The following is a 26,374-nucleotide window of genomic DNA, read 5'->3' on the forward strand; positions in this document are numbered from 1 at the left end:
ACTCCACCTCGCCGAGGTGGCGGTGTCCTGGCATGCCTGACCCCGCCACTTCGGCGACCTGGAGTCGATCAAGCAACCGCGGCGGCCGTTCGACGCGCCGGTCGGTGCGGGTGTCGGACCCGGGTGGCATGGTGGGGGCATGTGCCGCAACATTCGCGTGCTCCACAACTTCGAGCCGCCCGCCACCGACGACGAGATCGAAGCCGCCGCCCTGCAATATGTGCGCAAGGTCAGCGGCGCGACCCGGCCGTCCACGGCCAACGAGGAGGCGTTCGACGAGGCGGTCCGCGCGGTCACCGCGGCCACCCGGACGCTGCTGGACCAGCTCGTGACGAAGGCGCCGTCCCGGGACCGTGAGGTGGAGGCCGCGAAGGCGAAGGCGCGCGCGGCCGAACGGTACGGCCCGCGGGCGGCGACGTCCTGAGCCGAGCGGGCTCCCACCAACACCGGCGGTCTACCGTCGCGCTCCGCTCATGCCGGGCCCGTCGCGGTCCCGTCGCTCACGGGTGTGCCGGCGTCCCTCCGGTCGCTCGGCGGCGCCGCGATCCGGCTGCCGCGCCGCTTTGACCTGGAGCCTCGGCCTGGTCGCCGAAGGCCGCCGCGAACGCCTGCGTGATCAGGTCGCCCAGGTCGTCGCGGCCGTCATCCTCCGCCCACCGGACCAGCGCGGTGTGCATGGCGGCCAGGCAGGCGCTGGCCGCCGCCGCCGCGTGGAAGGCCGCCTCCGGGCCGTCGCCCTCGCCCCCGAGGCCGTTCACGATGGCCTGTTGCAGCAGGTGGTGGTTGTCCAGGTGCCGGGCGCGCAGGGCGGGCGTCGAGATCATCAGCCGCAGGCGGGCCAGCAGGAACCTGTCGTCACCCTCGGTCAGCGTGCGTGCCGAGTCGACGAGCGCGGCGCCGATGCGGCGCACCAGTGGTTGCCCGGCCGGCGTCGCGGCGATCCGCTCGGCGACAAGCGGACCGTTCTGGTCGAGCAGCACGAGATCCTCCTTCGTCGGGAAGTGCCGGTAGACCGTCATCGGTGACACGCCCGCCGCCTCGGCGACGTCGTTCACGGTCGTGCCGTCATACCCGCGCTCGACGAACAACCGCACCGCATGTGCCTGGATCATGCGCTGCGTCTCGGCCCGTCGTTGCTCCCGCAGTGTGGAGTGCCGCCCGTCCATCTGGTAGACACTATCAGGCTGGTAGTGACTAACAGTTTGGGAGTAGCTCACATCATGAACGATCTGATCGGCAGGACGGCGCTCGTCACGGGCGCCTCGCGCGGCATCGGGCAGGCCATCGCGGTCCGGCTGGCGGCGCGGGGCGCGGTAGTCATCGCCCACCACGGCACCGGCGCGGGCGGCGCGACGGAGACGGTCGACCGGATCGCACGGGCCGGCGGCACCGCGTACCCCGTCGGCGCGGAACTGGGCGTCGACGGCGACGTGGACACGCTCTTCGCGGGCATCGAGGAGCATCTGGCCGGGCGTCCGCTCGACATCCTCGTCAACAACGCGGCGGCGCCACCCGCCGGCCCGATCGGCGTCACCACGCGAGCCGCGTTCGACCACCTGTTCGCGGTCAACGTGCGGGCGCCGTACTTCATCATCGAACGGGCGCTGCCCCTGCTCCGCGACGGCGGCCGGATCATCACCCTCTCGTCCGTGGCGACCCGGATGGCGAACGCCACCCAGACCTCGTTCGCCATGACCAAGGGCGCGGTCGAGACGATGACCCGGACCCTGGCCAACCAGCTCGGCGCCCGGGGCGTCACGGTGAACGCGGTCGCGCCCGGCGCCACCCGCACCCCGACGAACGGGCCGGTCTTCGCGACACCCGGCCTGGTCGAGTTGATCGCCGGCATGACGGCGCTCGACCGGCTGGGCAGCCCCGGCGACGTCGCCGACGTGGTCGCGTTCCTCGCCTCCGACGCCGCACGGTGGATCACCGGCCAGGTCATCGACGCCAGCGGCGGCCTGTTCCTGGGCCCCCGCCCCTGACGTGCAAGGCGGGGGCCCTTATTAACGCTTTCGGTAGAGGCGGGGCCCCCTTTTAACACCCCGGATCGCGCCGAGGCGATCCCCCTCGGCCGGACGACGGTCTGGAATGCTTCGCCCATGCCTTCCTTCCCGCCCACCTTCGCCGACCGGGTCGTCGCGCTGCCGGCCCGTACCCAGTTCGAGGCGTTCCTCGACGAGCACCGGGACGCGCTCAACGCCTGCCTGGACGGGCTGACCGAGGAGCAGGCACGCCGATCGTTGGTGGCCTCCCGGACCACGCTGCTGGGTCTGGTGAAACACGCGACCTTCGTGGAGCAGGTCTGGTTCGACCAGGCCGTCACGTGCCGGTCGCGCGCCGAGATCGGCATCCCGGAGAACTCGGAGGAGTCGTTCCTCCTCGACGCCGACGACACGATCGCCGCCGTCCGGCGGGCGCACCGCGACGCCTGCGACGCGTCCCGCCGGGCCACGTCCGCCCTGGGGCTGGACGACGTCGTACGGGGGCACCGGCGGGGCCCGCTTCCGCTGCGGTGGGTGTATCTGCACGTGCTGCGCGAGCTCGCCCAGCACTGTGGACACGCGGACATCCTCCGCGAACAGATCCTCGAACGTGGTCGTCAGCCGGCCTCGTCGGCGGGCACGTCCTCCGGGTCGGCGACCCAGGCGGAATAGACCGGCAGGCCGTGCCAGGGGCCGCCGGCGGCGTCCGTGGCCACCGCGACCACGGCGTACGGGTGACCGAAGCGCAGGTCGGCGATGCGGGCGACGCCCTCCGGCGGCAGCCCGGCCACCATCCCGAACGCGGTCACCGCGGCGGCCTCGAAGCCGTATCGGCCGAACCGCGCCACCGTCGACTGCGCCGCGGCGAACGGCGGCTCGACCAGTCCGAGCAGCTCACCGAGCGCGCCGGCCGCCGCGTCGAAGCCGAACCCGGGCGCCGTGAGGTCGTGTCGGCTCCGCGCCGCCCAGCAGGGCAGCACGGCGGTGGCGCGTTCCTCCCGGCCGTCCCGGGCGAACGTGCGGGTCGGCTCTTCGCGTACCGTCCACAGCGGGCTCTCGCCCAGCGGCAGCTCGAACAGCGACCGGCGGCCCGGCACCGGCCCGTCCGGGACGGTGGCGGCGGCCCCGGCCAGGTTCCACGCGGCGGCCAGCACCGCACCGGCCGGCACGTCCGGCGCGGCGGCCACGGACACCACGAGCATCCCCGCCCCGTCATCGTCCACCCGGGCCGGCGCCACGTGCACCGCCACGTCGCCGGCCCGGTCGGTGACCGACACCCAGCAACGGTGCCCGACCGGCGGCGTCCGCAGCACCTGCCGCAGCCGACCGGCCCAGACGCTGCCCGCACCCAGTTCCGTGCCCGGCGCCACCTCGAACGGGTCGGCCCAGGACACGCGCGTGGCGAGCGCGCTGGCCAGCACGAGCAGCGTCTCCGGGGCGGCGTCGACCGGGAACCGCTCGATCAGCCCGCCGGTGCGCTCCCGGGCCCAGGCGTCGAGCGCGGCCTGGTCGGGCAGCGGGCCGCGTTCGGTGTACGCGGGGAGGGCGGCCCGCCACTCGGCCAGCTCCTCGAACGGCGTCCGTTCCCACAGCGCGGTGGCCGCCGCGACCATCGGGTGCGGCGCGGCGAGCAACGCCCGGGCCGCCGCGGCGGCGTCGTCGGGGTCGACGCCGAGCGCTTCGGCGAGCGCCGACCGGGCCTGTCCGGTGGCGGCCGGGCCGGTCAGCGCCAGCAGCAGCCAGGCGCCGAGCGGCGAGGCGACGTGGTGGGTGTCACCGGCGGCGCGGTGCAGCCGCTCGGCGTACTGGGCCAGGGGGGCGTGGAGAGGAGTCACCGTTCCACTCTGCCCGCTGACGCGCCCACCGGCACGCCGGTCAGGACCACAGCTCGAACGGCTCGTCGATCTCCTCGCCGTCGAGGAACGCCGGCAGCAGCTCCGGCAGCCGGCCGGGGTAGCAGCGCGGTCGGTCGGCGAGCACCTCGGCAAGCGGCCACCAGCGGAACCCGAAATAGTCCTCCACCTCGTAGTCCAGCCGGTACGCCCCGTCCACCTCCGGACCGGGCCCGGGCAGCCGCACCGCCACCACCACCTCGTCCTGGAGGTGCCGCCGCTGCCGGTGCCGGAAACTGGCCCGCCGCCGCCAGCTCGGCGCGCCGATGTCGTCCGCCGCCACCACGATGCCGGTCTCCTCGCGCAGCTCGCGCACCGCCGCCTCCCGGTACGTCTCGCCCGGGTCCAGCCCTCCGCCGGGCAGCTCCCACCACACCCCCAGGTCGGGGTGTTCCGGGTCGCGGGTGTGGAACAGCAGCACCCGGTCGGCGGCGTCGAGCATCACCACCCGTACCGCGGTGCGCTCCACCACCGGAAAATCGCGAGGCAACTCCATGCCGGCAGCGTAGGGAAGCCGACCGGGCCCGCCGGCACCGCCCGAACCTGGGACGATGGCGGGATGTCGCAACTGTTCGGGGAGACCGCCGACACCTACCACGAGGCGCGGCCGGGCTATCCGGTCGAGGTCACCGAGGCCGTCCGTGCCTACCACGGTGGACCGCCCGGCACGCTTGTCGAGGTCGGCGCCGGCACCGGCCTGGCCACCGCGGCGCTGCTCGGGCTCGGTGCGGCCACCACCTGCGTCGAGCCGGACGCGCGGATGGCCCGCGTGCTCGCCGAGCGGTTTCCGGATGTCGAGGTGGTGACGGCGACCTTCGAGCAGTGGAGCCCACCGTTCGGCGGTGTCGACGCGTTGGCCTGCGCGATGGCCTGGCACTGGCTCGACCCGGCCACCCGCAACCGGCGCGCCCACGACGCGCTGCGCCCAGGCGGCACACTCGCCGTCCTCAGCCACCGCTACGCCTACGTCGAGGCGGCGCAGGCCGAGGCGATCCGGGTCGCGTTCAGCACCGCCGACCCCGCCGACCGGGGCGACCGTCCCGACGGCTGGTTCCGCGACGACATCGCCGACAGCGGCTTCTTCACCGACGTGCGGCTGGACCGGTTCCGCCGCGCCGTGCCGCTGGACACCGCGGCGTACCTGCGGCTTGTCGACACGTTCTCGCCGCAGTTGCGCCGCCCGCCGGAGCTGCGCGCGCGGGTCCGGGCCGCGGTCGGCGCGGCGGTCGACGGCTTCGGCGGTACCGTCGTACTGGACCTTCGCACCGCGCTCGCCCTGGCCCGCCGTCCGGCCTGACCTGGGCGCGGACCGCCGTCCCCGCTGCGCCGCCGCCCGGGTGCGGACCGCCGTCCCGCCGCGCCGCCGGGCGGTCCGCGCGGACCCGATAGGCTGCCCGCCGTGGCAGGACTGTTGAAGAACGTGGCGTCCCGGCTCGGCCGGCTGACCGGGGGCGCCGCCGCGCCGACCCGCACCGGCGGGCCGATCCCGGCCCAGGTCGCGCGGCGACGCCAGGTCAGCGCGTTGCAGCGCCGCGAGCTGTCGTACGCTCCGGAGCCGGACGGGCAGGCGGATCCGGGCGAGATCGTGTGGACCTGGGTGCCCTACGAGGACGATCCCCGGCAGGGCAAGGACCGGCCGGTGCTGGTGGTGGGCCGGCACAGCCGCACCCTGTACGGGCTGATGCTGTCCAGCCAGAGCGACCGGGACGGCCAGCGGCACTGGCTGTCGCTCGGCCCGGGGGAGTGGGACCGGGAGAAGCGGCCGAGCTGGGTGCGCCTCGACCGGGTGCTCACCATGCGCGAGGACAGCATCCGCCGCGAGGGCGCGGTGTTGGACCGGCCCCGCTTCGACCGGGTCGGCCAGGCGTTGCGCGCCGGCTACGGCTGGCGCTGAGCGCAGCGCAGCACGACGCCGTCTCGGCCGGCACGGCACCGGCGCGGCGGCAGGGGCTGGCGCGGGCTGGTCACGGCTGGCGCTGACGCGGCGGCGGGGGCTGGCCTGGGCTGACTACGGCTGGCATTTGACGGCCCGGCGCGGGCCGGTCGAGTCAGTGCTCGGCGACGAGCTGGCGGTGCACGGGGGCGGCGCCGAGCGTCTTCGCCTCGTACATGGCGGCGTCGGCGCGGCAGAGCGCGTCGGTGAGCTGGGCGGGGCTGTGCACCGGGGCGAGCCCGACCGAGGCGGTGACCCGGATGCTGCGACCGCCGAGCGGGATCGGCGCGGCGAGCGCCTCGCAGAGCCGGCGGGTGGCGTGCTCGATCCACCGCCGGTCGGCGGTCGGGCTGGCCAGCAGGCCGGCGAACTCGTCGCCGCCGAGCCGGGCCACCAGGTTGTTGCCGGCGAACGCGGCGAACCGCTGGGCCACGCTGATCAGAACCTGGTCCCCGGCGGCGTGCCCGAAGCGATCATTTACCTGTTTGAACCCGTCGAGGTCGAGGATCACCGCCACCAGCGGTTGACCGCCGGGGTCGGTGAGCAGGGTGGCGGCCAGCCGGAAGAAGGCCCGGCGGTTGGGCAGGCCGGTGAGCGGGTCGTGGCTGGCGGCGTGCCGTTCGGCGGCCAGTTCGGATTCGAGCAGCTTGATCTCGGCCTCGGCGCGCAGGGCCCGCCGACGCATCTGCCAGGCGGACACCAGCGCGCCTGCGGCGGAGACGCCGGAGGCGACGGTCATCGGATCCGGCACGCGCCCTCCTCACCGCAGTCCCCGGCCGCGCGGGGCGGCTTCCGGGGGCCGGGTTCGGGTCACCGAACGTGAGCGACCCGGCACACCGTACGTTCGGTTATCATGCTCGCAGTCCATTGCAGATGCAATAGCAGATGCACGTGCATCTCATTCCTCAGTCGACAAACGTCGCCACCCACCGCTCCTCCCCGCGGCCACGGCTGGCCTTCCCGAAGGACGCCCATGCAACCGCCTCCGAACGGCGTACCCGTGCCCCACCTGCCCCCGATGAGGTGGTTGAAGAGCCGCCGCAGCAATCCCAGCGGCAACTGTGTCGAGCTGGCCGAACTGCCCGGCGGCAGCGGCATCGCGGTGCGCAACTCCCGGCACCCCGAGGGGCCGGCGCTGATCTACACCGTCGAGGAGATCGCGGCGTTCGTGCTCGGCGCCCGGGACGGGGACTTCGACCACCTGATCCCGCCGTCCCGTACACGGGACTGATTCGGCCGTCCGGGGGAGTTCACCTCACTGTCGGTCCATGGCATGCTTACACGTCGGCCGGGGCGGGCGCCCGGTCCGGGAGCGGCCGGGATGCGAGGGGCGGTCAGGTGACGACGGTGCCTGTCGAGGGCGGACCGACGAGTGGTCCGACAGTGCTGCGCATGCTGCTCGGGGCGCAGCTGCGCCGCCTACGGGAGGGCGCCGGGGTCAGCCGGGAGAGCGCCGGCTGGGAGATCCGCTCCTCCGAGTCCAAGATCAGCCGGATGGAGCTGGGCCGGGTCGGCTTCAAGGAGCGCGACGTGGCCGACCTGCTCACGCTCTACGGGGTCACCGCGCCGGGCGACCGCGACGCGCTGCTCAAGCTGGCCCGGGACGCGAACAGCCCGGGCTGGTGGCACCGCTACAGCGACGTGCTCCCCGCCTGGTTCCAGTCCTACCTGGGGCTGGAGGCCGCCACCGCGCTGATCCGCACGTACGAGGTGCAGTTCGTGCCCGGCCTGTTGCAGACCGCCGCGTACGCCCGGGAGGTGATCCTGCTCGGGCATCGCGGCGCCTCGGCGGCGGAGCTGGACCGCCGGGTCGACCTGCGGATGGAGCGCCAGGGGCTGCTGCGCCGCGCCAACCCCCCACAGCTGTGGGCGGTGCTGGACGAGGCCGTGCTGCGCCGGCCGATCGGCGGCGCCGCGGTGATGCGTGAGCAACTGGACGCGCTGATCGAGGCGACCGCGGCGCCGCACGTGCGGCTCCAGATCGTCCCGTTCACCGCCGGCGGGCACGCCGCCGCCAGCGGCGCCTTCAGCATCCTGCGCTTCGGCGACGAGGACCTGCCCGACATCGTCTACATCGAGCAGCTCACCAGCGCCATCTACCTCGACAAGCGCGACGACCTCGACTACTACGCGGAGGCGATGGAGCGGCTGTGCGTCGAGGCCGCGCCCCCGGAGCGCACCCGCGAGATGCTGGCCCGCATCCGCGACGAGCTCTACCCGGCCTGACCGTCGGGAGACCGGGCGATACCATGGCCGGCACACCGGTGACAGTGGACGGACGCCATGCCACGGCGGTGGCACGCGAGTCGTGGAGGCGGCCTTGACCAGAGACGCGAACGGCACGGCCACCGAGCCGGCGCACCCGGGCGACCGGATCGACACCTCGGTGGTGCACCCGGCCCGGCGATACAACTACTGGCTGGGCGGCAAGGACAACTTCCAGGCCGACCGCGAGTCCGGTGACGCGATGGCCGCCCGCTTCCCGACCATCCGGGTCAGCGCGCTGGAGAATCGGCGGTTCCTGCGCCGCGCGGTGCGGCACCTGGCCGCCGAGGCGGGGATCCGTCAGTTCCTCGACATCGGCACCGGCATCCCGACCGCCGACAACACCCACGAGGTGGCGCAGTCCGTCGACCCGCGCGCCCGCGTGGTCTACGTCGACAACGACCCGATCGTGCTGGCCCACGCCCGGGCCCTGCTCACCAGCTCAGCCGCGGGCGCCACCGCCTACCTCGACGCGGACCTGCGCGACCCGGAGCGGATCCTCGCCCACCCCGAGCTGCGCGGCACCCTCGACCTGTCCGAGCCGGTGGCGTTGATGCTGGTGGCGGTGCTGCACTTCGTGCCGGACGCGGACGATCCCCACACCACGGTCCGCCGGTTGCTGGACGCGCTGCCCGCCGGCAGCTACCTGGCCGCCTCGCACGCCACCCACGACCACCTGCCGGCCCACCTCGCCGCCGAGGCGAAGGAGACGGCCCGCGGCGGCGGCCCGCACGGGATGATCAACGTACGCGGGCGGGACGAGTTCACGCGCTTCTTCGACGGCCTCGAACTGGTCGAGCCGGGCGTCTGCCCGGTGGCCGACTGGCGCGCCGAGGGCGAGCCCGAGCCCCGCCCCGCGGCCGTCGACGTCAGCCTGTACGGCGGAGTGGGCCGCAAACCCTGAACTCTGCAGCGAGGCACTTGGTGACGTACGGGAGGTGGCCGGGCAGACTTGTACATCATGTCGCCGTTCACGCCCGAACTCCGGCTGCACGACCGGTACGTCCTGCGCGAGCGCATCGGGCTCGGCGGGATGTCCGAGGTGTGGCGCGCCGACGACGAGGTGCTGCACCGCCCGGTCGCGGTCAAGGCGCTCGCCGGCCGCCTCGCCGCCGACCCGCAGTTGCGCGCCACCATCCAACGCGAGGCCCGCGCGGCGGCGCGACTGACCCACCCGCACGTGACCCAGGTGTACGACTACGGCGAGGCGACCCTGCCCGGTGGCGTGGTGACGCCGTACCTGGTGATGGAGCTGGTGGAGGGGCAGACGCTCGCCGACCGGCTGGCCGGCGGGCCGCTGGCCTGGCCGGACGCGGTCCGGACCGGCGGTGAGGTCGCCGCCGCGCTGGCCGCCGCGCACCGGATCGGCGTGGTGCACCGCGACGTCAAACCGGCCAACGTGATGCTCACCGAGACCGGCGCGAAGGTGCTCGACTTCGGCATCGCCGCGCCGGCGGGCCCGCACCAGCCGGTCACCGGGCCGGCCGGCGAGCCGTTGGCCGGCACCCCGGCATACTTCGCCCCGGAGCGGCTCGATCCCGGCCCCACCCACCCGGCCGGTGACGTGTACGCGCTCGGCGTGCTGCTCTACCGCAGCCTCACCGGCCGGCCCCCGCTGCCGGTGCGGACCTGGGATGACGTGCTCGACCTGCGGGACCGGCGGCCTGCGGTGCCGCCGCCCCGGGTGCCCGGGTTGCCGGCCGACGTCGCCGCCCTGGTCCTGGACTGCCTGGCCGTGGACCCGGCCCGGCGGCCCACCGCGGCCCAGGTCGCCGACCGGCTCGGCGCGGGCCGACCGGTCGACCCGCCGACCGCGTTCCTGTCCACGGTGTCCGGAGCCGAGCGTCCGGCCACGCTCGTCGAGCGGCGACCCACGCCGGCCCGTCCGGTCCCGCCGGCCCGGCCGGAGGTCTCGCCGAACCGGTTGACCGGCGTGCTCGTCGCCGGCGCGGTGGTGTTGCTGCTCGCGTTGGTCGGCGCGCTTGTCTTCGAGGGCCGCTCCGGCCCGTCGCCCGCCGCCGCCCCGCCGGCCACGTCGAAGAGCACCGCCCGATCCGCCGTCCGGCCCGCGCCGAGCCGCGCCGCACCGACGACCCGGTCACCCCAACCGGTCACCGCGCGTCAGCTCGCGGACCGGTTCGCCGACCTGCTGGACCGGGCCGAGACGGCCCGGCTCATCGACCGCAAGACCGCCGACGACCTGCGGAAGAAGGCCGCCGAGCTGGGCCGGGGCAAGCCGAGGGAGCGCGCCAAGCGGGTCGAGGACCTGCACGAGCGGATCGAGGACGCCGCCGACGACGACAAGATCGACGGTGCCACGGCCACGGCCCTGCGGAAGGTACTCGACGCCTACGATCGGCTGCGCGGCGTCGCCCGCGACGAGGGCTGAGCCCCACCCGCGCGGTGTCCTCAGTGCAGGGTGGCGGTGACCAGTTCGCCGGTGGCCGTGCCGGTCCGCGCCACCGCCCGGCCGGCCGGGGACCAGACGCCCGAGCCGCCGGCCGCGTGCGCGTACCCGCTGCCGGTCGACCCGGCGAAGCTCGCCATCGCCACCCAGATGCCGTGCGCGGCGGCGATCCGGCGGGCGCGTTCGTCCGGCACCGCCGCGTCGTCGGCCGACTCCAGCACCCCGGCCAGGTAGGCGTCGGCGCCCGCGGCCACGGTCGCGTCCGCGTGCGCCGGCACGCCGGTGTCCTTGCAGACCGCGAGGCCCAGCCGCCAGCCGTCCACGGCGAGCACCGCCGGCTCCCGGCCCGCGCGGAACCGCTGCGGCTCCGCGCCACCCAGCCACATCTTCCGGTACGCCACCCGTACGCCCTCGCCGTCGACCGCGAGCACCGCGATGTGCGGTCCGGCCACCGGCGCGCCGGCGAGCGCCAGCGTCCCGGTGTCGGCGCACGCCGCCCGCAGCGGCGCGAGCCGGGCGTCGGACGGGTCCAGTTCGGCGGCGTCCAACTCGTACCCGGTCAGGGACAGCTCGGGGAAGACCACCACCCGGGCGCCGGCGGCCCGGACCGCGGCGGCGTGCCGTGCGGCGTTGCCGGCGACGTCGTGGGCGAGGGTGAGCGGCTGGGCGACCGCGATCCGCAGCGGCGTACGCATGCGCGGCAGCGTAACCGGCCCGGCTTTCCGTGGCCGTTGCCCACCTCGCCCCGTAACGTGGTCGGATGATCGGACACGCACCTCTGCTCGCCGGACCCCGGGCGAGCGCCGCGCGGGCCGCGGAGCCGGCCGGTGAGGGACCCGTCGGCTGGGTCACCGGCCTGGTGGAACGGCTCGGCGGCCCGGGGGCCGGGCTCGCGGTGGCCCTGGAGAACCTGTTCCCGCCCATCCCGAGCGAGGTCATCCTGCCGCTGGCCGGGTTCACCGCCAGCCAGGGCCGGATGAGCCTGTTCGGCGCGATCGCGTGGACCACGCTCGGGTCGGTGCTGGGCGCGCTGGCGCTCTACTACGTCGGCGCGGCCCTCGGGCGGGACCGGATGCGGGCGCTGGTCGGGCGGCTGCCACTGGTCAAGGTGGAGGACGTGGACCGCACCGAGGCGTGGTTCCTGCGGCACGGCGTGAAGGCCGTCTTCTTCGGCCGGATGATCCCCATCTTCCGGAGCCTGATCTCGATCCCGGCCGGCGTGGAACGGATGCCGGTGCCGGTGTTCCTGCTCTTCACCGCGCTGGGCAGCCTGATCTGGAACACCGCGTTCGTGCTCGCCGGCTATCTGCTGGGCGAGAACTGGCACGTGGTCGAGGCGTACGCCGGCACGTTGCAGAACGTGGTCATCGTGGCGGTGGTGGCCGGGGTGGGCTGGTTCGTGGTGAGCCGGGTCCGCCGGTCCCGCCGGTCGGACCCGACACCTGACGCCCCACCCCGGCCGGGCACCGTCTACCGGGGCGGCTGGTACGGCGCCGACGAGGACTGACACCGGCCGGTCACACCACGCCGTGCGCCAGCATCGCCTCGGCCACCCGCCGGAACCCGTTGATGTTCGCGCCGGCCACGTAGTCGCCAGGCAGGCCGTACTCCTCGGCGGTAGCCCAGCACCTGTCGTGCACGTCCCGCATGATTTCGCGCAGCCGCTGTTCCGACCGGGCGAACGTCCACGAGTCACGGCTGGCGTTCTGCTGCATCTCCAGCGCGCTCACCGCCACCCCGCCGGCGTTGGCCGCCTTGCCCGGCGCGAACCGCACCCCGGCCCGCCCGAGGATCCGCACCGCCTCCGGCGTGGTGGGCATGTTGGCCCCCTCGACCACCGTGCGGCAGCCGCCGGCCACCAGCGCGGCGGCCTCCGCGCCGCCGATCTCGTTCTGCGTCGCGCAGGGCAGCGCCAGGTCGCACGGCACCTCCCAGACGGTACGGCCGGCGACCGCGACGGCGTGCGGCACGTGCCGCACGTAGTCGTCCAGCCGGCTGCGGCGCTCCTCCTTCAGCTCCCGCAGCAGCGCCAGGTCGATGCCCTTCTCGTCCAGCACGTAGCCGTCCGAGTCGGAGCACGCCACCACCGTGCCGCCGAGCTGGTGCACCTTCTCGACGGCGTAGATGGCCACGTTCCCGGAGCCGGACACCACCACCCGCTTACCGTCCAGGCTGTCCCCGCTCTGCTTGAGCATCTCCTCGGCGAAGAACACCGCGCCGTAGCCGGTCGCCTCCCGGCGCACCTGTGCGCCCCCGTACGTCAGGCCCTTGCCGGTGAGTACGCCCGCCTCGTACCGGTTGGTGATCCGCTTGTACTGCCCGAAGAGGTAGCCGATCTCCCGGCCGCCCACCCCGATGTCCCCGGCCGGCACGTCGGTCTGCGCGCCGATGTGCCGGTGCAGCTCGGTCATGAAACTCTGGCAGAACCGCATCACCTCCCGGTCGGAGCGGCCCTTCGGGTCGAAGTCGGCGCCGCCCTTGCCGCCGCCGATCGGCAGCCCGGTCAGCGCGTTCTTGAAGATCTGCTCGAACCCGAGGAACTTCACGATGCCCAGGTAGACCGACGGGTGGAAGCGCAGCCCGCCCTTGAACGGGCCGAGCGCGCTGTTGAACTCCACCCGGAACCCCCGGTTGACCCGGACCCGGCCGTGGTCGTCCTCCCACGGCACCCGGAAGATGACCTGCCGTTCCGGCTCGCAGATGCGCTCGACCACCTCGGCGTACCCGGGGTGGCGGTGCAGCGCCGGACCGATGCTCTCCAGCACCTCCCGGACCGCCTGGTGGAACTCGGGTTCCCCGGGATTGCGCGCGACCACCTTGGTGAACACCGTCTCGACGGTCTCCGGCATCACGGGCACGTCCTTCCGCCTCCGGCACGCGCACCGTTGCCCGCACCGCCCCCGGATACGGATCGTCACCGCCGTCCGGTTCACCGGCCGGGTGAACTCCGGACGCCGCTGCCCGCCGCCCGAATGAACCGCGACGGAAACGGAGACGTATGACCCGGTGGGGACCGGTGAGAGGGGACAACCATGACTGCACCGTCGGGAGACGACGCTGACCTGACCGACACACGCTGGTCCGGGGCCGCCCGGCTGCTTGTCGCCGCCGCCGTGGTGGTGGTGGTGCTCGGCGCGGTCGCGGTCGCCGCGACGATGTCCAACCCGGCCCGCCTCGGCGTGGTCTTCTCCGGCGGCTCGTCCACGCCGGCCACCGGCGGCGGCTCGGGCGGGGTGGGCGGCGCGGAGGTCGCCGCCACCGAGACGCTGACCGCCCCGCGCGGGGACCGCCGGCGGGCGGATTTCGAGCTTGCCGACGGCCTGACCAGCTTCACCCTGCGGGCCGCCGACCTCGGCGACGACCTTTACCGGATCGGCGCGCCGGACGGTGCCGGCGTGACGCCGCGCCCGCAGGTCACCGGGGACCGGGTCCGGCTGCGGATCGTCGAGAACGGCCGCCCCGGCCCGGCCGACGTGGAGGTGGTGCTCAACTCCCGGCTGACCTGGCGACTGCGGCTGGTCGGCGGCGTCCGCGAGCAGCAACTCGACCTGGGCGCGGCCCGGCTCGCCGGCATCGAGCTGATCGGCGGCGCGGCGCGTACCGAACTGCGGTTGCCCCCGCTCGGCGGCACGCTCACCGTGCGGATGACCGGCGGGGTCAACCAACTGACCGTCGCCGTGCCCGGTGGGCCGCCGGCCCGGGTGCGGGTGGCCGCCGGCGCCGGCTCCCTGAACGTCTACGACGAGAGCCACGGCGGGATCGCCGCCGGCGACGTGGTCAGCTCGCCGGGCTGGGACCGGGCGGGCGACCGGCTCTACCTCGACCTGGTCGCGGGCGCGAACACGGTGAGTGTCACCGCCGGCTGAGCGTACAGTTCGGGCGGTGGACCGTACCGAATCGTTGCCCGCGCAGACGCTCCCGCCCGGCGTCGGCGCCACCGACCCGGGCAGCGTGCTGCTGCCCGGGCACGACGTTCCCCTCGGCCGCTACACCACGGTGCGCCGGCTGCTGCCGCAGCGGCAGCGGCGGATGGTCGGCGCGTGGTGCTTCGTCGACCACTTCGGCCCGGACGACGTCGCCGAACGCCCGGGCATGGAGGTGCCGCCGCACCCGCACACCGGGCTCCAGACGGTCACCTGGCTGCTCGACGGCGAGATCCTGCACCGGGACAGCCTCGGCAACGTGCAGCCGATCCGCCCCGGCCAGCTCAACGTGATGACCTCCGGGCGGGGCATCGCGCACTCGGAGCGTTCGCCGTTGGTCCATCCGCCGCTGATGCACGGCGTGCAGTTGTGGGTGGCGCTGCCCGATCCGGCCCGGGCCGGCGACCCCGACTTCGCCCACCACGCCGAGCTGCCCGCAGGGCGCGAGGGCGACCTGGACCTGACGGTGCTCGTCGGCGAGTTCGGCGGGAAACGCTCGCCCGCCGTCGCGCACACCCCGCTGCTCGGCGTGCAGATCGAGGCGCGCGGACCGGCGCCGGCCACGCTGCCGCTGCGCCCCGACTTCGAGTACGGGATGCTCGCGATGTCCGGGTCGGCCGAGATGGACGGTGTGGCGCTCGCCCCCGGCGCGCTGCTCTACCTCGGGGTGGGCCGGACCTCGCTGACGCTGCGTGCCGCACCCGGCAGCCGGCTGCTGTTGCTCGGCGGCGCGCCGTTCGAGGAGCCGCTGGTGATGTGGTGGAACTTCGTCGGCCGGTCGCATGAGGAGATCGCCGCCGCGCGCGAGGACTGGATGGCCGGCCGCCGGTTCGGCTCGGTGGCCGACGACGCAGCGCCCCCGTTGCCCGCGCCCGCGTTGCCCACCACCCGGCTCAAGTCGCGCGACCGCAGCGGCGGGGTACGCGACTGAGACTCGTAGGCGACGTGCCGCCCGACACACTTTCGCGAACATCACCCGTTCGGCTGATGCCGCGCCGTATGATGATCGTGGCAGTGATGCCAGCCCGGTTCGGGCGAACATCCACCGCCTGACGATCGCGACCCGATTCGGGCGCGGACCGGCAGGCACAGGTGCTGCGTGGCGCCCCAGGTCGCGGTTCGCGACCCGGGGCGCCCGCCTGTCGAGGAGCCGGCGCCGCCCAGCGCCGAGCCCGGCCGCGTCGTCGACCGGGCGGCTCAGATGCCGCGCAGGTGCTGCGAGACGCGCGAGTGGTCGTCCCTCGCCTGCGCCGCCCGCTGCGACCGGTCCACCTCCGGCGCCGCCTCGATGCCGGCCGACCGGGCCACCTCGACGCCGTTGGCGTAGTCAACCGGCGGCAGCGCACGCAACGCCCGCAACACGTCCGGTGGCGCGCCCTCCCGTTCGGCCTCGCGGATGACGTCGTCCTTCCCGGCCGGATAGTCAAGCGCGGACAGGTACTCAAGGACGTCCGAATAGCTCGCCATGGGTCGGGCTCCTCGCGCCAGTCGTCGGGTCGTGACCGTGCGGCGGTTACCCGTCTCGCGGCGGCTCACGCCAGTGATCCTCGGCTGTTTCCGCCGCGCCGGGACGGGTAGCCCCCTGCGTGCACCGAAGGGGGTAGCAACCGATGGACCACCACACCTTCGTGGCCCGGGTCGCCCGGCTCACCGGCACCGCCGAGAACCGGGCCGCGACGCTCACCGCCGCCACGCTTGAGACGCTCGCCGACCGGCTGACCGGCGGCGAGGTGCTGGACCTCGCGGCGCAACTGCCCAAGCCGCTGTGGGCCATGCTGCGCCCGCACCCGCGCACCGAGGCGGCGGAACGGTTCGGGGCGGCCGAGTTCGTCGCCCGGGTCGCCCGGCGGCCCGACTGCGACGAGAACGCCGCCCGAGGCGCGGCGCGGGCGGTGTTCGCCACGCTGCGCGAGGCGATCAGCGGTGGCGAGTTCGACGACGTCGTGGTGCAACTACCCCGCGACTACCGGGACATGGTGGAGCCGGCACTCGCGCCGGCCGCCGCCCGTCGCCGCTGACGCGTCCCGTCGCCGCTGACGCCGGCCGTGGCCGGGCGCTGCCGGGCCTCGCGGCGGTCATCCGCGCGGGCCGCCGCTGTGGTGCGCGCCGTGCGCGCCCGGTGCCCGACCTCGGCGCCGGCACGACGAAAGCGGCCACGTTCCGTCACGGGCCTCACTCCCGTAGCTGGTCTCCACCACCGCCTTTGCTCTGCAGCCATCGGCGCAGCACGCACGCATGGTCACATCCCTGGTCGACCGTCGTCGCACCGCACTTCCGGCGAACCCCTGCTCAAGGCACCAGTGCGTCCGTGGCTGCAGAGCAAAGGCGGTCGAGGCGACTCCCGTCACCCGCACCGCACGGACACGCTGAGTGACGGCGGCGCGGATTTGCGGTGAGTGATCGTAGGCGAGGGCCGAAAGCCGTGGCGTTATGGTCGTGCATCTCCACCAGTCCGGTCCTCCCGCGACCGGCGACCGGCGGCGGCCGGAGGGCCCGCGGGATGCTTGCTCAGCCGATCGCGCCGGTGGCGCGCAGCGCGGCGATCCGGGCCGCGTCCACGCCCGCCTCCGCCAGCACCTCGTCGGTGTGCTCGCCCGGTCGCGGCGGCGGGCGGCGCACCGAGGTCGGCGTGCCCGAGAAACGCGGTGCCGGTGCCGGCTGGGTGACTCCCTCCGGCGCGACGAACACCCCGCGGGAGGCCAGGTGCGGGTGGTTTGGGGCCTCGGCCCAGTCGAGCACCGGAGACACGCAGGCATCCGTGCCGGCCAGCAGTTCCGCCCACTCGTCCCGGGTACGGGTGCGGAACAGCCGCGCCCAGGCGGCCCGCAACGACGGCCAGTTCGCGGGGTCGTCCCGGTCCGGGGCCTCGTCGCCGTCGAGCGGGAAACCGGTGAGCCGGACCAGCTCGGAATAGAACTGCGGCTCCAGCGCGCCCACCGCCACGTACCGCCCGTCGGCGCACTCGTACGTGTCGTAGAACGGGGCGCCGCCGTCGAGCAGGTTCACGCCGCGCGGATCCTGCCAGAGACCGAGTCCGCGCAGCGCGTGGATCTGGGTGGCCAGCACCGACACGCCGTCCACGATGGCCGCGTCGACCACCTGGCCGGGAGCGCCGCCGCGGACCGCGTACAGCGCCGCGACCACGCCCAGGGCCAGCATCATGCCGCCCCCGCCGAAGTCGCCGAGCAGGTTCATCGGCGGCACCGGACGCTCGCCGGCCCGGCCCACCCCGTGCAGCGCGCCGGTGAGCGCCAGATAGTCGATGTCGTGGCCGGCCGTGCGGGCCAGCGGCCCGTCCTGTCCCCAGCCGGTCATCCGCCCGTACACCAGGCGTGGGTTGGCGGCGAGACACTCCCGCGGGCCCAGGCCGAGCCGCTCGGCGGCCCCGGGCCGGAAGCCCTCGACGAGCGCGTCCGCGCCGGTGACCAGGGACAGCGCCAGATCCCGCGCGTCCGGGTGCTTGAGGTCCAGCGCGACCGAGCGGCGGTTGCGGTTCAGCAGGTCACCGGGGAAGGCGCCGAACCCGCCGCCACCCGGCCGGTCCACCCGCACCACGTCGGCGCCCAGGTCGGCAAGCATCATCGCGGCGAACGGGCCGGGGCCGATGCCGGCCAGCTCGATCACCCGTACGCCGGTAAGCGGCCCGGAGTTGCTCACCCGCGTCACCCTAGGGTCCGGGACCGGCCGACGCCACGTCCGGTCCGCGCGGACAGCGGTTGACCAGGGCAATCAACGTGGCGTTAGTTGGCGTCCGGCCCCCGGTTGGCCTAGCCTGGGGTCGGCGAGGGGAGTACTTCCCACGAACCATTCCGGTCAGTACGGCGAGCCCCGAGGGCGAGCCTCGGGTGGTTGCCCACGAACGGTGGGTGAAGGAGACCTCGAACATGACACGGTGTTCGAGGAGGCCCCATGCCCGAGTTGTCCTACCTGTCCGCGGGTGAGCTGTCGTCGATCGGCACGCCCACGCTGTGGGCCGTGACGATCGCCGGCGTGCTCGCCCTGCTCGTGCTGGACTTCCTGGTCACCCGCAAGCCGCACGAGGTCTCCATCCGGGAGGCGCTGGCCTGGTCGGCGTTCTACATCGCCCTGCCGCTGGCCTTCGGCGCCTGGGTCTGGTCCCGCTGGGGCGGCCAGCAGGGCATCGAGTACCTCACCGGCTACCTGGTCGAGAAGTCGCTCTCGGTGGACAACCTCTTCGTCTTCATGCTGCTGCTGGCCGCGTTCGCGGTGCCCGCCGCGCTCGCCCAGCGGGTGCTGCTCTACGGCATCGCCGGGGCGCTGGTGCTGCGGGCGATCTTCATCGCGCTCGGCGCCGCGGCCCTCCAGACGCTCGACTTCGCCTTCCTGCTCTTCGCCGTCATCCTGATCGCCACCGCGATCAAGCTGCTGCGCGACGCCCTCTCCGGGCACGAGCAGGAGGTCGACATCAACAAGATGCGGTCGGTGAAGCTGCTCCGCAAGGTCATGCCGGTGGTCGAGGAGTACCACGGCACCCGGATGACCATCCGCCAGCAGGGCCGCCGGGCGCTCACCCCGTTCGCGCTTGTCGTGGTCGCGGTGCTGGCCACCGACATCGTCTTCGCGGTCGACTCGGTGCCCGCCGTCTACGGCATCACCGAGGACCCGTACCTCGTCTTCGCCACGAACGCGTTCGCGTTGCTGGGCCTGCGGGCGCTCTACTTCGTGCTGCACGCCGCGCTGAGCCGGCTGGTGCACCTCAGCTACGGCCTGGCCGTCATCCTGGCGTTCATCGGGCTCAAGCTCGGCCTGCACTGGGCGCACGGCATCTGGGCCGGCGTGCCGCAGATCCCGACGCTCGCCTCGCTCGGTGTGATCATCGGTGTCCTGGTGATCGTCACCATCACCAGCCTGCGCGCCACCCGCGACAGTGGCGACGGTGACCGCACCGTCGTGCACGAGGTGCAAGGCGGGGGCCCCGCTTAACGCTTTCGGTAGAGGCGGGGCCCCTTCTTAACTCCGCGTGTTAAGAAGGGGCCCCGCCTTACACCGCGGAAGCCGTTCCCGGACGTCGCCGGGGGTGGTAGGACTGACGGGTGGGAATCGTGTCGCCGGGCTTTCAGGGCCGGCCCCGGTCGTCCGCCCCGGACCTGCCGCCGGGGCAATACCTCACCGAGGACTTCCCGGTGCTCTCCGCCGGCCCGACGCCCCGGGTGTCGCCGGACACCTGGGAGTTCGTGCTGACAAGCGAGACCGGCGCGGAACACCGCTGGTCCTGGGCCGAGATGATGAGCCTGCCGCAGGACACGCCGACGGTGGACCTGCACTGCGTCACCCGCTGGTCCAAACTCGGCACCACCTGGCAGGGCGTCTCGCTGGACACGCTGCTCGACGGCGTGGACACCGCCGCCCGCTATGCCCTGGCGCACTCGTACGGCGGCTACACCACGAACCTGCCGCTCGACGACCTGCGCGGCGGGCGGGCCTGGGTCGTGCACACGTACGACGGCGGGCCACTGCCGGCCGAGCACGGCGGCCCGGCCCGGCTGCTCGTGCCGCACCTCTACCTGTGGAAGTCCGCCAAGTGGGTACGCGGCATCCGGCTGCTCACCGACGACCGGCCGGGGTTCTGGGAGACGGCCGGCTACCACGACTACGGCGACCCGTGGCGCGAGCAGCGCTACCAGGGCGATTGAGGTGACCGCACCGACCACGGGGAGCCGGGTCGTGCCGCTGACCTGGCGGGTGGCCCGGCTGGTCGAGCGGCGGGTCGAGACGTCGACCGCGCAGACGCTCGTGCTGGACGTGCCCGGCTGGCCGGGGCACCTGCCCGGACAGCACGTCGACGTGCGACTGACCGCCCCGGACGGCTACCAGGCGGCCCGGTCCTACTCGCTCGCCGGCCCGGCCGACGGCGAACGGATCGAGGTGACCGTCCAGCGGGTGCGCGACGGCGAGGTGTCGCCGTACCTGGTGGACACCTGGGCCGAGGGCGACCCGGTGGAGGTCCGCGGGCCGGTCGGCGGCTGGTTCGTCTGGCGTACCGACGAGACCGCGCCGGTGCTGCTCGTGGCCGGCGGCTCCGGCGTGGTGCCGCTGATGGCCATGGTCCGGGCCCGCCGGGCCGCGGGCAGCCGGACCCCGTTCCGGCTGATCTACTCGGTACGGACGCCGGACGACGTGATCTACGCCGACGAGCTGCGCCGCCGGGCCCGCGACGACCAGGGCCTGGACGTCGCGTACGTCTACACCCGGACGGCGCCCGAGGGGTGGCGGGGCGAGCCGCACCGGATCGGGCTGGCCGATGTGAACAGTCACGGCTGGCCGCCGGACCTGGAGCCGCTCTGCTACGTCTGCGGCCCCACCGGGTTCGTGGAGACCGTGGCCGACCTGCTCGTCGGGCTGGGCCACCCGACCCGGCGGGTGCGGACCGAGCGGTTCGGTCCGACCGGCTGACGACCCGAGGAGGACGCGTGACCGACCTGTCGTACCTGGACGGCAACATGCTCGACGGACCGCTACGGGAACTCCTCGCGGTCGACCTCAGCGCCACCACCGGGCGCTGCGACAACTGCGGCACGACCGGCCCGATGGCGGGCCTGCACGTCTACTCGCACGCGCCGGGCCTGGTGGGGCGCTGCCCGGCCTGCACCGGGGTGATGGTGCGCCTGGTCCGCGCGCCGGAGCGGGCCTGGCTGGACCTGCGTGGCACCACCTACCTCCAGGTCCCCATGCCGCCGCGCTGACGTCGGGAGGCCCCGCCTGCCTGGCAGGACAGCTAGCGGGTGACGGTCAACCGCTCCACCGGGGTCGGCGCCGGCTCGGCGTGGTGGCCCCGCCCGGGACGCGGCGGGGTGACCGGGACCAGGGCCGGGGCCGGTCGGGACGCCACCGTCGGCGGGTTGCCCCGCCAGCGGCGGCGCAGCCGACCGACAAGTTGGCCCACGGTCACCGGGACCACCGACAGCACGAGCTGGCCGTTGCGCGGGTCGACGGTCGCGGCCACCCCGTACAGCCGGGCGCCGTGCCGCAGCAGGCGGGGACGGCCGGCGGCGAGCCGGGGCGCGCGTACCGGGGCGGCGCCGCGACCGTGGTCGCCGTCCACCTCGGCGCGCACCGGATGGCGCTGGCCGCTGGCCGCGCTGGCGGCCAGCAGCAGGTCCGCCGGGAAGTCGGCGCGCACGGTCCGGCCGGTCGGGTCGCGGGCGTCCAGCCGGGTGGCGCCGGCGACCCGCCCGGCCATCAGCCGGACCGGACCGGCCGCCACGGCGAACCGGGGGTACGGGCTGCGCGCGGTCACCGTCACGGTCTCACCGTCGACCCAGCTCACCTCGACGGTGTCCAGCCGGGCCAGCCAGTCGGCGCGGACATCGGTGACGTCGGTCCACGCGGCCGGCGCGCCCCGGTAGCCGGCATGCCACCGGCCGCCCGTCACCACCGTGTCCGGTACGCCCCGCCGGGTGTCCTGGTCGATGACGGCAAGCAACTCGTCGACGCCGCCGCCGGTCACCGCGCCCAGGCGCAGCCGGGCCTCGATGTCGAGCCGGTTTCGCAGGCCGTCGGTGACGTGCCGCTCGACCAGGCGGCGGACCGTCGCGTGCACCCGTTCCTGCGCGGCCCGGTCCAGCCGGCGGAAGTCGTCGCCGACCAGGTTCGCCAGTTCCAGCCCGACGTGGCGGCGCAGCACGGCGTCCCGCCGCGCGCCGGCCGGGATCAGTCCGGCGACGAACGCGAACAGCCGTTCCACGCTCACCAGGCGCTGCTCGATCCGGCTGTGGTAGGTGATGTTGCGGGCGTCGAGCCGGCGTACCGCGTGGTAGTAGTCGTAGTCGGCGAGCGCCGAGATCCGGCGGGCGTGGTAGCAGGCGGCAAGCGTGAACGGCTGGTCGCTGAGCACCGGCATGTCCTCCGGGAACCGCAGCCCGAGCCGGTCGACGAGGTCCCGGCGGAACAGCTTCGTGTTCGCCAGCGACCAGGGCAGCGCCGAGTCGAACAGGTCCACGTCGACCGCGTTGCCGGCAGCGAACACGTCGGAGAAGACGTGCCGGCCGTTGACGCCGACGACCTTGCCGAGCACCACGTCCGAGCCGTACCGGTCGGCGGCGGCGACCAGCCGTTCCAGCGCCTCCGGGCCGAGCCGGTCGTCCGAGCCGAGAAAGAAGACGTACCGGCCGGTGGCCAGGTCCAGCCCCCGGTTGCAGGGCGCGGCGGGGCCGCCCGAGTTGGGTTGGTGCACCACCCGGACGGCGCCGGGGTGCCGGGCGGCGAGCCGGTCCAGCAGGCGAGCGCTGCCGTCGGTGGACCCGTCGTCCACCGCCACGATCTCCATCCGGTCGAGCCCGATGGTCTGCCGCAGCACCGAGTCGAGGCAGGCCCGCAGGTAGCGCAGCGTGTTGTAGACCGGCACGATCACGCTGACGTCGGGGCGGGCTGTCGGTGGGTCTGTCGCCTCCTCGGCTGCCACTGCTGCTCCTCCGCTGGGGTAGACCGTCCGGTGCCACCCAGCGTGGTGGGACGAGCGGTCCGGGTGACGACGCCGACATGACCGCGAGGTGACCGGGAGGCAGCGGTTCGATACGCGAATGGGCCCGACCCCGTGTTCGTGGGGTCGGGCCCATTCGTGTGGTTGTGGGTCAGGAGGTCGAGTAGCCGCGGGTGGCGATCCAGTCGGCGAGGTGGTCGACGGTGATGTGGTAGGAGGCGGTGTTCGGGTTGGCGCTGTCGGCGATGGTGACGGTCTTGCCGCCGTTCTGGTAGCCGACGATGCTGATGTAGTGGCCGCCTTCGAAGGCGTGGGGGTTGCCGTCGGTGTCGGTGGTGGTGCCGGCGATGTTGGCTACGACCGCGCGGCCGTCGTCGATGGTGCGGACGATGTCGGTGCGCAGGGTGTCGGTCTGCTTGTCGTCGGCCTTGGGTGTCTTGATTTCGACGGATTTGTAGGTTTTGCCGGTTTCCTTGTTCAGGACGGGGGTGATGTCGTTGATGCTGTTGGTGCCGTCTTCGGTGGTGCCCATTTCCTTGGCCATGGTGTCGACGTCGATGTTCTTGCCGAGGACGCTGATGGCGTTGCGGGCGGCGGCGGGGCCGCAGTAGTAGAAGTTGGGCTGGGCTTGGTAGCGGACGTCGAGTTCCCGATCGCCGCTCGTGCGGTCGGCGACGACGGCGGTCTTGGGGGCCGGGGTGGCGTGGGCGGCGATGGCGGGTCCGGCGATGCCACCGGTGGTGGCGGCGATGCCGGCGGCGGTCAGCACGGTCTTACGCAGCAGGGTGGTAGCCATGATGGTTGCCTCCCAGGGGGTTGGGGGATGACGCGGCGGTGCCGCGTGCGGGGGTGTGCGGCGATCGGGGGATGCCGCGACGTTTCAGGTGAGCGCCCCGGCGCGGTGCGGTGCGGGGCTGAGCCGCAGGGGCGCGTCCGGCGGCTGGGCCTGCTCGGACGGCCGGGGGATGTAACGACGGCCGGTGGCCGGTCATTCCGACCGGGGTTGCCTGGGCGGGGGCCGGGCTCCACGCGGTCTGCCAGGTATAACGCCTGACCCCCGGCGGCGATTCCGCCGTGGCGGTGGCCCCGACCACGCTCGACCCACCCAAACCGGACGCCTGGCCTCGGCTTCGGCCCATCGCGGGTGGGGGGAGCGGCCTTTGGGTGCGTCTGTTGTCGCCCAGGCGACAACAGACGCACCCAAAGACGGTGGAGTTCGTGCTCGCCGCTCGATGTCAAAGTGCCCGCCGCGGGAGATGCCCGAATCCAGCCCGCTGTGCCGGGAACCGCCGTTTGCCGGGTTTTGAGACCGCGATCGACTCCAGGTCGCCGAAGTGGTGGGGTCGGACCGCTGGGATGCCGCCACTTCGGCGAAAAGGAGTGGATCAAGGCGCGGGATGCCGCCACGCTCGCCGAAGTGGAGTCGATCAAGGAGCGGATGCGGCTCGAAGCCGTGCTGACCGTTCGGCACGTCGAGCATGTGCGGCGGCAACGGCGTCGCCGGGTGGACCGGTGCGCGCCGCACCACCCCGCTCGGGCCCCGCTGGGGTCGGTGGTCGAGAGTGGGTGGGTGAGATACCTGCGTAGCGATGAGCGGGTCGCGCTCCGCCGGCCCCGACCCGCCGACGAGGCGGAGTTCGTCGCCGCCGCCCGGCGCAGCCGGGACCTGCACCACCCGTGGCTGTCCGCGCCGGACGACAACGAGCGGTACGCGGCGTACCTCCGGAAGATGCGGCGGCGAGACAGCGAGGGCTTCCTGTTCTGCGACCGCAGCACAGGTGAGATCGCCGGGTACGCGAACATCGGTGGCATCGTGCTGGGCGCCCTGCGTGGCGGCTACCTCGGCTATGCGGCGTTTCGCCCGTACGCGGGCACCGGTCACGCCTCGGCCGGGGTGCGGCTGGTGGTCGCGCACGCGTTCGACGCGCTCGGCCTGCACCGGTTGGAGGCGAACATCCAACCGGGCAACGAACCGTCGAAGCGGCTGGCCGGTCGCCTCGGCTTCCGGCTGGAGGGCTTCTCGCCCGACTACCTGTTCGTTGACGGGGCGTGGCGGGACCACGAGCGCTGGGCGCTCACCGCCCCGCCGCCGACGCGCTGAGCCGGCGTCTCAGTTGCCCGGTTTCGGGAACGCGACCGGGCTGGAACGTCAGGTCGGCAGAGGCGGGTGGAGGGTCGAAACGTTTGTCGGAGGTCTGTGCGGGAACGGCAGCAGACATGACGAAACCACGTGTGGTGATCGTGGGGGCCGGGTTCGCCGGGTACCACGCGGCCAAGACGTTGCGCCGACTGGCCCGCGACCGGGCCGAGATCGTCCTGCTGAACGCGACCGACTACTTCCTCTACCTGCCGCTGCTGCCCGAGGTCGCGGCCGGCGTGGTCGAGCCGACCCGGATCTCGGTGCCGCTCGCCGGCACGCTCGACGGCGTCCGGGTGGTCGTCGGCGAGGCGGACCGGGTCGACCTGCAGAACCGCTGGGTCGGCTACCGCTCCGCCGAGGGCGACCACGGGCAGCTCGCGTACGACCGGCTGGTCCTCTCCGTCGGCAGCGTCAACAAGCTGCTGCCCATCCCCGGCGTGACCGAGTACGCGCACGGCTTCCGCGGCCTGCCCGAGGCGCTCTACCTGCACGACCACGTGATCCGGCAGGTCGAGCTGGCTGAGCTGACCGACGACCCGGCCGAGCAGCGGGCCCGCACCACGTTCGTGGTGGTCGGCGCCGGCTACACCGGCACCGAGGTCGCCGCGCACGGGCAGTTGTTCACCGACCGGCTGATGGCCCAGCGCCCACACCTCAAGATCCGGCCGCGGTGGATGCTGCTGGACGTCGCCCCGCGCGTGCTGCCCGAGTTGGACCGGCGGATGTCCGTCACCGCCGACCGGGTGCTGCGCCGCCGCGGCGTGGACGTGCGGATGGGCACCTCGGTCGCCGAGGCGACCCCGGACGGGGTGATGCTCACCGACGGCGAGTACGTCCCGAACTGCAGCCTCATCTGGTGCGTGGGGGTGCGCCCCGACCCGTTCGTGGCGCAGTTGGGGCTGCGCACCGAGAAGGGCCGGCTGGTGGTCGACGAGTACCTCAACGTACCCGGCTTCCCCGAGGTGTTCGCCTGCGGCGACGCCGCCGCCGTCCCGGACCCGACCCGTCCCGGCCAGGTGTGCGCGATGACCGCGCAGCACGCCCAGCGGCAGGGCAAGCTGGCCGCGCACAACATCGCCGCCTCATACGGCCAGGGCGCCCGCAAGTCGTACAAGCATCACGATCTGGGCTGGGTGGTGGACCTGGGTGGGAAGGACGCGGCGGCCAACCCGCTGAAGGTGCCGCTGGCCGGCCTGCCGGCCAAGGCGGTCACCCGCGGCTACCACCTGCTGGCCATGCCGGGCAACCGTCCGCGGGTCGCCGTCGACTGGGCGCTCGACGCGGCCCTGCCCCGACCCGCGGTGCAGCTCGGCCTCGTGCCGGCGAACGCGGTGCCGCTGGAGAGCGAGTCGCCCGAGTTGGTACGCCGGGGCACCTGACCGGCGAGAG

29 protein-coding genes are annotated in these 26,374 nt (G+C 73.9%); 19 read left to right on the forward strand and 10 right to left on the reverse strand.

What is annotated here, in order from left to right:
- The first annotated feature begins 139 nt into the window (after nucleotides 1-139).
- Nucleotides 140-424 (forward strand): DUF2277 domain-containing protein, encoded by a 285-nt coding sequence (locus tag O7613_RS08150; RefSeq protein WP_282293060.1) that lies wholly within the window; start codon nucleotides 140-142, stop codon nucleotides 422-424.
- 76 nt (nucleotides 425-500) lie between these two features.
- Here the strand turns inward: O7613_RS08150 and O7613_RS08155 are convergent, their stop codons facing one another.
- Entirely contained in the window at nucleotides 501-1,166 is a 666-nt protein-coding gene (locus O7613_RS08155) for a TetR/AcrR family transcriptional regulator (RefSeq protein WP_282293061.1), read from the reverse strand.
- 54 nt (nucleotides 1,167-1,220) lie between these two features.
- On the opposite strand from O7613_RS08155, the gene O7613_RS08160 reads away from it, so the two are divergent.
- Entirely contained in the window at nucleotides 1,221-1,985 is a 765-nt protein-coding gene (locus O7613_RS08160; protein ID WP_282293063.1) for an SDR family oxidoreductase, read from the forward strand.
- Nucleotides 1,986-2,102: 117 nt separating this feature from the next.
- Complete coding sequence (locus tag O7613_RS08165) at nucleotides 2,103-2,657, forward strand: DinB family protein (RefSeq protein ID WP_282293064.1); 555 nt, start codon at nucleotides 2,103-2,105, stop codon at nucleotides 2,655-2,657.
- Here O7613_RS08165 and O7613_RS08170 read toward each other — a convergent pair.
- Nucleotides 2,603-3,820, reverse strand: a complete 1,218-nt coding sequence (locus O7613_RS08170; RefSeq protein WP_282293065.1) for a serpin family protein — start codon at nucleotides 3,818-3,820, stop codon at nucleotides 2,603-2,605. The two genes, O7613_RS08165 and O7613_RS08170, sit on opposite strands and share 55 nt — an antisense overlap.
- 40 nt (nucleotides 3,821-3,860) lie before the next feature.
- Nucleotides 3,861-4,373, reverse strand: coding sequence for an NUDIX domain-containing protein (locus O7613_RS08175; protein ID WP_282293066.1), 513 nt, complete (start codon nucleotides 4,371-4,373; stop codon nucleotides 3,861-3,863).
- Nucleotides 4,374-4,436: 63 nt separating this feature from the next.
- On the opposite strand from O7613_RS08175, the gene O7613_RS08180 reads away from it, so the two are divergent.
- Together O7613_RS08180 and O7613_RS08185 are read left to right on the forward strand one after the other, a co-directional pair.
- On the forward strand, nucleotides 4,437-5,174 hold the full coding sequence (locus tag O7613_RS08180; protein WP_282293068.1) for a class I SAM-dependent methyltransferase: 738 nt from the start codon (nucleotides 4,437-4,439) through the stop codon (nucleotides 5,172-5,174).
- Between the two features lie 102 nt (nucleotides 5,175-5,276).
- Nucleotides 5,277-5,771, forward strand: coding sequence for a type II toxin-antitoxin system PemK/MazF family toxin (locus tag O7613_RS08185; RefSeq protein ID WP_281590000.1), 495 nt, complete (start codon nucleotides 5,277-5,279; stop codon nucleotides 5,769-5,771).
- Nucleotides 5,772-5,925: 154 nt separating this feature from the next.
- Here O7613_RS08185 and O7613_RS08190 read toward each other — a convergent pair whose 3' ends face one another.
- Entirely contained in the window at nucleotides 5,926-6,561 is a 636-nt protein-coding gene (locus O7613_RS08190; RefSeq protein WP_281589998.1) for a GGDEF domain-containing protein, read from the reverse strand.
- Between the two features lie 222 nt (nucleotides 6,562-6,783).
- On the opposite strand from O7613_RS08190, the gene O7613_RS08195 reads away from it, so the two are divergent.
- The 4 genes from O7613_RS08195 (at nucleotide 6,784) to O7613_RS08210 (ending at nucleotide 10,464) form a co-directional block, all read left to right on the forward strand.
- Entirely contained in the window at nucleotides 6,784-7,041 is a 258-nt protein-coding gene (locus tag O7613_RS08195; RefSeq protein WP_281589996.1) for a DUF397 domain-containing protein, read from the forward strand.
- 107 nt (nucleotides 7,042-7,148) lie between these two features.
- On the forward strand, nucleotides 7,149-8,036 hold the full coding sequence (locus tag O7613_RS08200; RefSeq protein ID WP_281589994.1) for a helix-turn-helix transcriptional regulator: 888 nt from the start codon (nucleotides 7,149-7,151) through the stop codon (nucleotides 8,034-8,036).
- Between the two features lie 94 nt (nucleotides 8,037-8,130).
- On the forward strand, nucleotides 8,131-8,979 hold the full coding sequence (locus O7613_RS08205; RefSeq protein ID WP_282293072.1) for an SAM-dependent methyltransferase: 849 nt from the start codon (nucleotides 8,131-8,133) through the stop codon (nucleotides 8,977-8,979).
- Nucleotides 8,980-9,036: 57 nt separating this feature from the next.
- Nucleotides 9,037-10,464 (forward strand): serine/threonine-protein kinase, encoded by a 1,428-nt coding sequence (locus tag O7613_RS08210; RefSeq protein ID WP_281589990.1) that lies wholly within the window; start codon nucleotides 9,037-9,039, stop codon nucleotides 10,462-10,464.
- Nucleotides 10,465-10,484: 20 nt separating this feature from the next.
- On the opposite strand, the gene O7613_RS08215 is transcribed toward O7613_RS08210, so the two are convergent.
- A complete protein-coding gene (locus tag O7613_RS08215; RefSeq protein ID WP_282293074.1) occupies nucleotides 10,485-11,177 on the reverse strand; it encodes a carbon-nitrogen hydrolase family protein in 693 nt (230 codons plus the stop codon).
- 65 nt (nucleotides 11,178-11,242) lie between these two features.
- On the opposite strand from O7613_RS08215, the gene O7613_RS08220 reads away from it, so the two are divergent.
- Nucleotides 11,243-11,989, forward strand: coding sequence for a DedA family protein (locus O7613_RS08220; RefSeq protein ID WP_281589984.1), 747 nt, complete (start codon nucleotides 11,243-11,245; stop codon nucleotides 11,987-11,989).
- A gap of 10 nt (nucleotides 11,990-11,999) precedes the next feature.
- Here the strand turns inward: O7613_RS08220 and gdhA are convergent, their stop codons facing one another.
- Nucleotides 12,000-13,331, reverse strand: a complete 1,332-nt coding sequence (gdhA, locus tag O7613_RS08225) for an NADP-specific glutamate dehydrogenase (RefSeq protein WP_281590331.1) — start codon at nucleotides 13,329-13,331, stop codon at nucleotides 12,000-12,002.
- Nucleotides 13,332-13,514: 183 nt separating this feature from the next.
- Between gdhA and O7613_RS08230 the strand changes: the two genes are divergently transcribed.
- Both O7613_RS08230 and O7613_RS08235 read left to right on the forward strand, forming a co-directional pair.
- Nucleotides 13,515-14,348: a hypothetical protein gene (locus O7613_RS08230; RefSeq protein ID WP_281589983.1), complete on the forward strand. Its 834-nt coding sequence runs from the start codon at nucleotides 13,515-13,517 to the stop codon at nucleotides 14,346-14,348.
- A gap of 16 nt (nucleotides 14,349-14,364) precedes the next feature.
- Nucleotides 14,365-15,336 carry a pirin family protein gene (locus O7613_RS08235; protein WP_282293075.1) on the forward strand — a complete coding sequence of 324 codons (972 nt, stop codon included), beginning with the start codon at nucleotides 14,365-14,367 and terminating at the stop codon, nucleotides 15,334-15,336.
- A 266-nt stretch (nucleotides 15,337-15,602) separates the two neighbouring features.
- On the opposite strand, the gene O7613_RS08240 is transcribed toward O7613_RS08235, so the two are convergent.
- Nucleotides 15,603-15,872: a DUF2795 domain-containing protein gene (locus tag O7613_RS08240; RefSeq protein ID WP_281589979.1), complete on the reverse strand. Its 270-nt coding sequence runs from the start codon at nucleotides 15,870-15,872 to the stop codon at nucleotides 15,603-15,605.
- Nucleotides 15,873-16,015: 143 nt separating this feature from the next.
- Between O7613_RS08240 and O7613_RS08245 the strand changes: the two genes are divergently transcribed.
- Complete coding sequence (locus tag O7613_RS08245; RefSeq protein ID WP_282293076.1) at nucleotides 16,016-16,423, forward strand: DUF2267 domain-containing protein; 408 nt, start codon at nucleotides 16,016-16,018, stop codon at nucleotides 16,421-16,423.
- 490 nt (nucleotides 16,424-16,913) lie between these two features.
- Here the strand turns inward: O7613_RS08245 and O7613_RS08250 are convergent, their stop codons facing one another.
- Nucleotides 16,914-18,071, reverse strand: coding sequence for a CaiB/BaiF CoA-transferase family protein (locus O7613_RS08250; RefSeq protein WP_282293077.1), 1,158 nt, complete (start codon nucleotides 18,069-18,071; stop codon nucleotides 16,914-16,916).
- 243 nt (nucleotides 18,072-18,314) lie between these two features.
- Between O7613_RS08250 and O7613_RS08255 the strand changes: the two genes are divergently transcribed.
- The 4 genes from O7613_RS08255 (at nucleotide 18,315) to O7613_RS08270 (ending at nucleotide 21,109) form a co-directional block, all read left to right on the forward strand.
- Nucleotides 18,315-19,349, forward strand: a complete 1,035-nt coding sequence (locus O7613_RS08255; protein ID WP_281589973.1) for a TerC/Alx family metal homeostasis membrane protein — start codon at nucleotides 18,315-18,317, stop codon at nucleotides 19,347-19,349.
- Between the two features lie 119 nt (nucleotides 19,350-19,468).
- The gene (locus O7613_RS08260) at nucleotides 19,469-20,059 is read left to right on the forward strand and encodes a sulfite oxidase-like oxidoreductase (protein ID WP_281590329.1); all 591 of its coding nucleotides are present in this window, start codon (nucleotides 19,469-19,471) and stop codon (nucleotides 20,057-20,059) included.
- Nucleotide 20,060: 1 nt separating this feature from the next.
- The gene (locus tag O7613_RS08265; protein WP_281589971.1) at nucleotides 20,061-20,819 is read left to right on the forward strand and encodes a ferredoxin reductase; all 759 of its coding nucleotides are present in this window, start codon (nucleotides 20,061-20,063) and stop codon (nucleotides 20,817-20,819) included.
- Nucleotides 20,820-20,836: 17 nt separating this feature from the next.
- Nucleotides 20,837-21,109 carry a DUF6510 family protein gene (locus O7613_RS08270; protein WP_281589969.1) on the forward strand — a complete coding sequence of 91 codons (273 nt, stop codon included), beginning with the start codon at nucleotides 20,837-20,839 and terminating at the stop codon, nucleotides 21,107-21,109.
- Between the two features lie 32 nt (nucleotides 21,110-21,141).
- Here the strand turns inward: O7613_RS08270 and O7613_RS08275 are convergent, their stop codons facing one another.
- Nucleotides 21,142-22,827: a glycosyltransferase family 2 protein gene (locus tag O7613_RS08275; protein ID WP_282293078.1), complete on the reverse strand. Its 1,686-nt coding sequence runs from the start codon at nucleotides 22,825-22,827 to the stop codon at nucleotides 21,142-21,144.
- Nucleotides 22,828-22,996: 169 nt separating this feature from the next.
- The gene (locus tag O7613_RS08280; RefSeq protein ID WP_281587641.1) at nucleotides 22,997-23,641 is read right to left on the reverse strand and encodes a C39 family peptidase; all 645 of its coding nucleotides are present in this window, start codon (nucleotides 23,639-23,641) and stop codon (nucleotides 22,997-22,999) included.
- A gap of 621 nt (nucleotides 23,642-24,262) precedes the next feature.
- Here O7613_RS08280 and O7613_RS08285 point away from each other — a divergent pair.
- Nucleotides 24,263-24,946 (forward strand): GNAT family protein, encoded by a 684-nt coding sequence (locus tag O7613_RS08285; protein WP_282293080.1) that lies wholly within the window; start codon nucleotides 24,263-24,265, stop codon nucleotides 24,944-24,946.
- A 116-nt stretch (nucleotides 24,947-25,062) separates the two neighbouring features.
- Nucleotides 25,063-26,364: an NAD(P)/FAD-dependent oxidoreductase gene (locus O7613_RS08290; RefSeq protein ID WP_282293081.1), complete on the forward strand. Its 1,302-nt coding sequence runs from the start codon at nucleotides 25,063-25,065 to the stop codon at nucleotides 26,362-26,364.
- The last annotated feature ends 10 nt before the right edge of the window (nucleotides 26,365-26,374 follow it).

It is taken from the genome of Micromonospora sp. WMMD975, assembly GCF_029581215.1.
Classification (GTDB): Bacteria; Actinomycetota; Actinomycetes; order Mycobacteriales; family Micromonosporaceae; genus Micromonospora.